Here is a 5,301-nt window from a genome sequence, read left to right as displayed (position 1 = left end):
GATGGTGCAGGCGGTGCCGGAGAAGGTGCTGGAGGGGATCATCGCCTCGATCCCGGTCGGGCGGCTGGGCCAGGGCGAGGAGATCGCCGACGTGGTTTCCTTCCTGGCCGGCGAGCGCGCCGGCTATGTCACCGGCGCCACGCTGACGATCAACGGGGGCCAGTACCTGGCGTCCTGAGCTTCCAGAACCCGGTCAGCTTCGCTGACAGCTCCCCCGCATGCGGGGGAGCATCTGCGCTTCAGATCCGCCACGGCGCAGCCCGTGCCGGGAACAGAGCATCCCGGGCCGCGTTCTCTTTCGCGAGCCGGGCCTCGCTCGTCACCGCGAGAGGCCCTGCGGCGGGAGCCGCCCGGAAGGGCCATAGAGCAACCGCAGAAGCACCTCTGGCGCTCTCTCGAGCGACATACGGCTCACCGGGGCTCTTTCTCCAGACATTCCGCTCGTTTGCTCGAAACCGAGCTGCGCCTCATAGTAGGCGCCTCTGAACACGTCAGGCGAGGCGGCGTTGCGGACGGTGGCGGTGGTCGCCCTCAAGGGGGGCTCGGGCAAGACGACGGTGGCGACCCATCTGGCGCTGGCGGCGCACCTGCGCGGCGCGCCCGTCCTGGTCGCCGACGTCGATCCGCAGCATTCGGCCCACGACCTCCTAGACGCGCGCAGCGAGCCCGGGCCCGACTGCGTGAAGACGACCGGCGCCAAGCTGCTGGCGGCGCAGTTCGCGGCCGGCGGGCTGCAGAAGGACCTGCTGGTCATCGACACCGCCGCCGGAGCGGTCGAGGACCTCGGCGAGGCGATCGTGCTGGCGGACCTCGTGGTCATGGTCGTACGCCCGACCCTGCTGGACATCGCTGGCCTGGCGCGCACGCTCTCGATCGTCCGCCGGCTGGGCAAGCCCTCGACCGTGGTGGTCAACCAGGCGCCGGTGGCGCGCGAGGGCGCCGAGGCGCCGGTGGTGCGCCGGGCGCTGCGGGCGCTCGAGTACATGCAGGCGCCGGTGGCCCCGGCCATCGTGCGGGCGCGGACCATCTATCAGGTGGCGCTGGAACGTGGCCGCTCCGTGGAAGAGATGACCGACAAGGCCGCCGCCAGGGAGGTCGCCGCCCTCTGGGAGTTCGTCGAGGCCCGGCTCGCCGAGGCAAGCGCCGCCGCCGCAAGGCCCGCCTAACCCGCCTACTCGATCTCGCCGATGTCGGTCCCGACCGGATAGATCCCGCCGGCGGCCGCCTTGTGGCGCAGCACGCCCGAGGCGGGCGCCACGACCTCCTGCGAGGCCTTGGAGGTCTCCAGGACGTAGATCGGATCGCCTTCGTTGACCTGGGCGCCGTCCGCGACGAGCCATTCGGCGAGGCCGCCTTCGGTCATGGCCATCTCCAGACGCGGGATCTGCAGCGGAACGGTGGGCATAAGTCTTCGGGTCCTCAGGCTTTCCTGCTCCGGGCGTTGGCGCGATCCTGGCAATTCGCGGGACCCTGCTGCGCCTTGGCCATGTTCTGGAAATCCTGCGGCAGGATCAACCGCGATTTGTTTTCGGCGGCGCCGCGAGCGACCCGGGCCCCCCAGCCCCGCGGCTCTCCTGCGCTCCTTAGCAGTGCGACCGCTTGCCGACCTCGCGGCCCAGCAGGGCGCCGGCGCCGGCGCCGAGGATCGTCCCCGTGGTGCGGTCGCGTCCGCCGTCGAGCTGCCGGCCCAGGAGCGCGCCGGCCGCGCCGCCGACGATCATGCCGGTGGTGCCGCTGGTGCGGCAGCTGCGACGGTAGTCGGCCTCGTAGTAGCCGTGCCGGTAGTGGCGGTGGTGGTAGTAGCCGTCGTGCGCCTCGGCGGCGACCGGAAAGGCCGAGATGGCGGTGGCGGCCAGGACGATCCCCGTGATCAGTTTGCGCGTGTTCATCTTCGTACTATCCCCAAACTCGGACGCCGCACCTGCCGGGACGTCTCCGCCGAGGGAAATCGCACGGCGCCGCTGGCGCCTGCCTGAAGGCGGTCTTCAGGAACCGTTCAGCTTGGCTCAGCGCGCCGTCGCCGCGGTCACGAAGATGGCGATGCTGGCCGCCGTCGCTGCGGCCCAGATCAGGCTGCGCAGCGAGCCCAGGCCGCGCAGGTAGCAGGCGACGTAGCCGAGCCGGCAGCCCAGCCAGACGAAGGCCAGCGTGTCCACCAGCTGCGCCGGCGCGTGGCGCAAGCCCGCCAGCAGCACCGCGGCGGCGAACAGCGGCAGGGCCTCCAGGCAGTTGGCGTGCGCCCCGAAGGCGTTGCGCCGGAACGTGGAGGTCAGGGCCGCGGGATTGCGCGGATCGGTGTTGTCATAGGCGGGCCCCGCCTTGGCCATGGCGACCAGCGGGTAGGGCATAAGGGCCCCGATCAGCAGGACCCAGTAGGCGGCGATCGGCTCGGGCATGGCGAGGCTCCCCGGTGACGCGCCGAGCATAGCCTTGACGGCCCGCGGCGCGCCAGCAGCCGGGGCTGTCCTACGCGCTGAGAGACGGCTGCGGCCGGTCGGCCTTCGCCTTCCACTTCGCCGCGAGCTCCAGGTAGGCGTTCATCATCTCGGCCTCGTCGCACCAATGGGCCAGGGCCTCGGTCGAGTAGGCCATCTGCAGGCAATGCTCCCGCCAGGCGGCTTGCGGCTCCGGCGGCTCGTTGGCGTTGGCGGGCGTCACGGGGCGAAGGGCAGTGTCCATGACCGGATGACGCCGCCGAGGGCGAAGTCCCGCAGGCCCGTTCGCCGATCTTCGATTTCCATAAATAAGTATTTGGCCGCGCTGCCGGTTTCCCGATTGCTGGCGGGAAAGCCTGGTCCCTACTGTCGGCAAACCAACACCGGAGTGCTGAGGGATGGATCGGCCCGGATCCGACATGACCATGCCGCTTCAGCTGCCGCCGGAGCGCGGGGGCCGTGCGCCGCCGGAGGAGCTCGTCCAGCGGCGGCAGGGCATGGCCGAGGCGATCGCCGCGGGGTCGTGGGCTGTCGACCCGCCGCCGCAGACGGTCAGTCTGGGCGGCGTCCGGGCCCTGCGCTTCGCCGCGCCGGGCGCGCCGCGGGCGACGGTGCTGCACCTGCACGGTGGCGGCTTCCGCCAGGGCCGTCCGGAGATGATCGGGCCGTTCGCCGCGGCCCTGGCCCGGCGCTGCGCGGTCGAGGTGGTCTGCCCGGCCTATCGGCTTGCGCCGGAGCATCCGTTCCCCGCCGGCCTCGCCGACGCGCGCGCGGCGCTCACGGCGCTGCAGGCGAGCGCGGTCCGTCCGCTGATCCTCTCGGGCGACTCCGCGGGCGGCGGCCTGGCGGCGGGGCTGGCCGCGCTCTCGGCGGCGGATCAGCCGCGCCCCGCGGCCCTGGTGCTGGTCTCGCCCTGGCTGGACCTGACCGTCGCCAGCCGCTTCTACGAGATCAACGCCGGGTCCGACCCGGTGTTCTCGCGCCTCTCGGCGACCGAGGCGGCCGGCCTCTACCTGCAGGGCGCCTCGCCCGAACACCCGCTGGCCTCGCCGCTGTTCGCCGCCGGCGCCGGTTTCCCGCCGAGCTTCGTCTGCGTCGGCGAAGGCGAGGTGCTGGTGGAAGACTCCCGCCGTTTCGCCCAGGCGCTGGAAGCGGCGGGCGTTCCGGCGAGGCTCTGCGTCGTGCCCGGCATGGAGCACACCGCCGTGGTGCGCGGAGAGGCGCTGACGGGAGCGGCCGAGGCCTTCGCAGCCCTGGCGGCGTTCGTCGACGGCGTGCTGGCTTAGTCCTGCCGGGCCGCCTCGGGCCGCGGCGCGGCCTGGGCGACGCGCAGGGTGTGCCGGGCGATCATCTGCTCCTCGTCCGTCCCGACGACGAAGACGGCGACCTTCGAGCCCTCGGCCGAGATCAGCTCGGCGCCGGCGGCGTTGCGGTCCGGGGCCAGCGACAGCCCCAGCCACTCCAGGCCGGCGCAGACGGCGGCGCGGACGCGCACCGAGTGCTCGCCGATGCCGGCGCTGAACACCAGGCCGTCGAGCCCGCCGAGCGCGGCGGCGAGCGCGCCGATCTCGCGCCGGATGCGGTGGACGAAGTAGTCGATCGCCGCGCCCGCCGCCGGATCGCCCGAGGCCTCCAGGTCGCGCAGGTCCTGCGAGACGCCGGACAGGCCCTTGAGCCCGCAGTCGTGATAGAGCAGGTCCTGCAACTCGTCCGCCGTCATGCGCCCGGTCTGCAGCAGATAGAGCACGACGCCGGGGTCGAGCTGGCCGCAGCGCGTGCCCATCGGCAGGCCGTCGAGGGCGGTGAAGCCCATGGTCGAGGCGACGCTGCGGCCGTCCTGGATCGCGCACAGCGAGGCCCCGTTGCCGAGGTGGGCGACGATCATCCGGCCGGCCGCCACCGCCGGCGCCACGCGCGCCATCTGCTGGCTGACGTACTCGTAGGACAGGCCGTGGAAGCCGTACCGGCGCACGCCCTTGTCGTAGAACGCCCGGGGCAGGGCGTAGGTGTCCTCGACCCAGGCGTGGTGGCGGTGGAAGGCGGTGTCGAAGCAGCCGACCTGGACCGCGGCGGGGAAGCCGCGCTGGGCGGCGCGGACGCCGGCCAGGTTGTGCGGCTGGTGCAGCGGGGCGAGCGGCGAGAGCGCCTCGAGCTCGGCCATGACGGCGGAGTCGAGGACCACGGGTTCGGCGAAGCGCGGGCCGCCGTGGACGATGCGGTGGCCGACCGCGTCGACGGACGCGCCGGGCACCCGCTCGTTCAGCAGCTGCAGGATCGCGTCCATGGCGGCGCCGTGATCGGCCATCTGCGCCGGCGCGAACGCGCGCTCGGCCAAGGTCTCGCCGCCGCCGTTCTCGGCGGTGAGCCGGGGCGAGGCGCCCAGGCCTTCCACCTGGCCGCACACGAGGGCGGCCGCCCCGCTCGGACGGTCGCCGTCCGCGGCCTGGTAGAGCGCGAACTTGATGGACGACGAGCCGGCGTTGAGCGTCAGGACGCGCCTGGGCATGGTCAAGGCTCCTTGCTGCGCCGCACACCCTACGGCGGACGCCGGCCCCAAGTCTCTCAGGTGAGCGCTCCTCGCCGCCGCGGGAGACACCGGAGGGTGTTGCAGCGCGGCCGCAGGCGCCGCCCCGTCGTCGCGCCCGCCGGAACCGGTGGCGAGCGCGGCCGCTTCCCAAGGCATAGTCTTGGTGAGCCCAGCCATGTCCAGGCACGGTTTCCGCAGTCAGCCGGCGTTGCAGCGCAGCCGGGGCATGCCGTCCTTGTCGCTGTTCGGCCTCGGCGGTCTCGCCGCCCTCGGCCTGGGCTTTGGCGCCCTGGTCACCACCCTGCAGGAGCGCCCGGCGCAAGTCGTCCAGACCTATGG

Annotated in this window: 8 protein-coding genes; 3 read left to right on the top strand and 5 right to left on the bottom strand. The window is 73.0% G+C overall.

Going from position 1 to position 5,301, the window contains the following annotated elements; translation table 11 throughout:
• A partial coding sequence (locus tag VJS38_RS13550; protein WP_324088678.1) for an SDR family oxidoreductase occupies positions 1 to 178 on the top strand: 178 nt, incomplete at its 5' end.
• 337 nt (positions 179 to 515) lie between these two features.
• Entirely contained in the window at positions 516 to 1,166 is a 651-nt protein-coding gene (locus VJS38_RS13545) for an AAA family ATPase (protein WP_324088677.1), read from the top strand.
• 5 nt (positions 1,167 to 1,171) lie between these two features.
• Here the strand turns inward: VJS38_RS13545 and VJS38_RS13540 are convergent, their stop codons facing one another.
• The 4 genes from VJS38_RS13540 to VJS38_RS13525 all read right to left on the bottom strand — a co-directional run bounded on the left by VJS38_RS13540 (position 1,172) and on the right by VJS38_RS13525 (position 2,679).
• Complete coding sequence (locus VJS38_RS13540) at positions 1,172 to 1,405, bottom strand: lipoyl domain-containing protein (protein ID WP_324088676.1); 234 nt, start codon at positions 1,403 to 1,405, stop codon at positions 1,172 to 1,174.
• A gap of 178 nt (positions 1,406 to 1,583) precedes the next feature.
• Positions 1,584 to 1,889, bottom strand: coding sequence for a glycine zipper 2TM domain-containing protein (locus VJS38_RS13535; protein ID WP_324088675.1), 306 nt, complete (start codon positions 1,887 to 1,889; stop codon positions 1,584 to 1,586).
• A gap of 117 nt (positions 1,890 to 2,006) precedes the next feature.
• Positions 2,007 to 2,396: an MAPEG family protein gene (locus tag VJS38_RS13530; protein WP_324088674.1), complete on the bottom strand. Its 390-nt coding sequence runs from the start codon at positions 2,394 to 2,396 to the stop codon at positions 2,007 to 2,009.
• 70 nt (positions 2,397 to 2,466) lie between these two features.
• The gene (locus VJS38_RS13525) at positions 2,467 to 2,679 is read right to left on the bottom strand and encodes a hypothetical protein (protein ID WP_324088673.1); all 213 of its coding nucleotides are present in this window, start codon (positions 2,677 to 2,679) and stop codon (positions 2,467 to 2,469) included.
• A gap of 175 nt (positions 2,680 to 2,854) precedes the next feature.
• On the opposite strand from VJS38_RS13525, the gene VJS38_RS13520 reads away from it, so the two are divergent.
• Positions 2,855 to 3,721 carry an alpha/beta hydrolase fold domain-containing protein gene (locus VJS38_RS13520; RefSeq protein ID WP_324088672.1) on the top strand — a complete coding sequence of 289 codons (867 nt, stop codon included), beginning with the start codon at positions 2,855 to 2,857 and terminating at the stop codon, positions 3,719 to 3,721.
• Here the strand turns inward: VJS38_RS13520 and VJS38_RS13515 are convergent.
• Positions 3,718 to 4,941, bottom strand: a complete 1,224-nt coding sequence (locus tag VJS38_RS13515; RefSeq protein ID WP_324088671.1) for an acetate/propionate family kinase — start codon at positions 4,939 to 4,941, stop codon at positions 3,718 to 3,720. The two genes, VJS38_RS13520 and VJS38_RS13515, sit on opposite strands and share 4 nt — an antisense overlap.
• Positions 4,942 to 5,301 lie beyond the last annotated feature (360 nt).

This window comes from Phenylobacterium sp. (assembly GCF_035276905.1).
Classification (GTDB): domain Bacteria; phylum Pseudomonadota; class Alphaproteobacteria; order Caulobacterales; family Caulobacteraceae; genus Phenylobacterium.
Note: the sequence above shows the minus strand (reverse complement) of the source record. Positions and strands in the feature narration are given on the sequence as shown.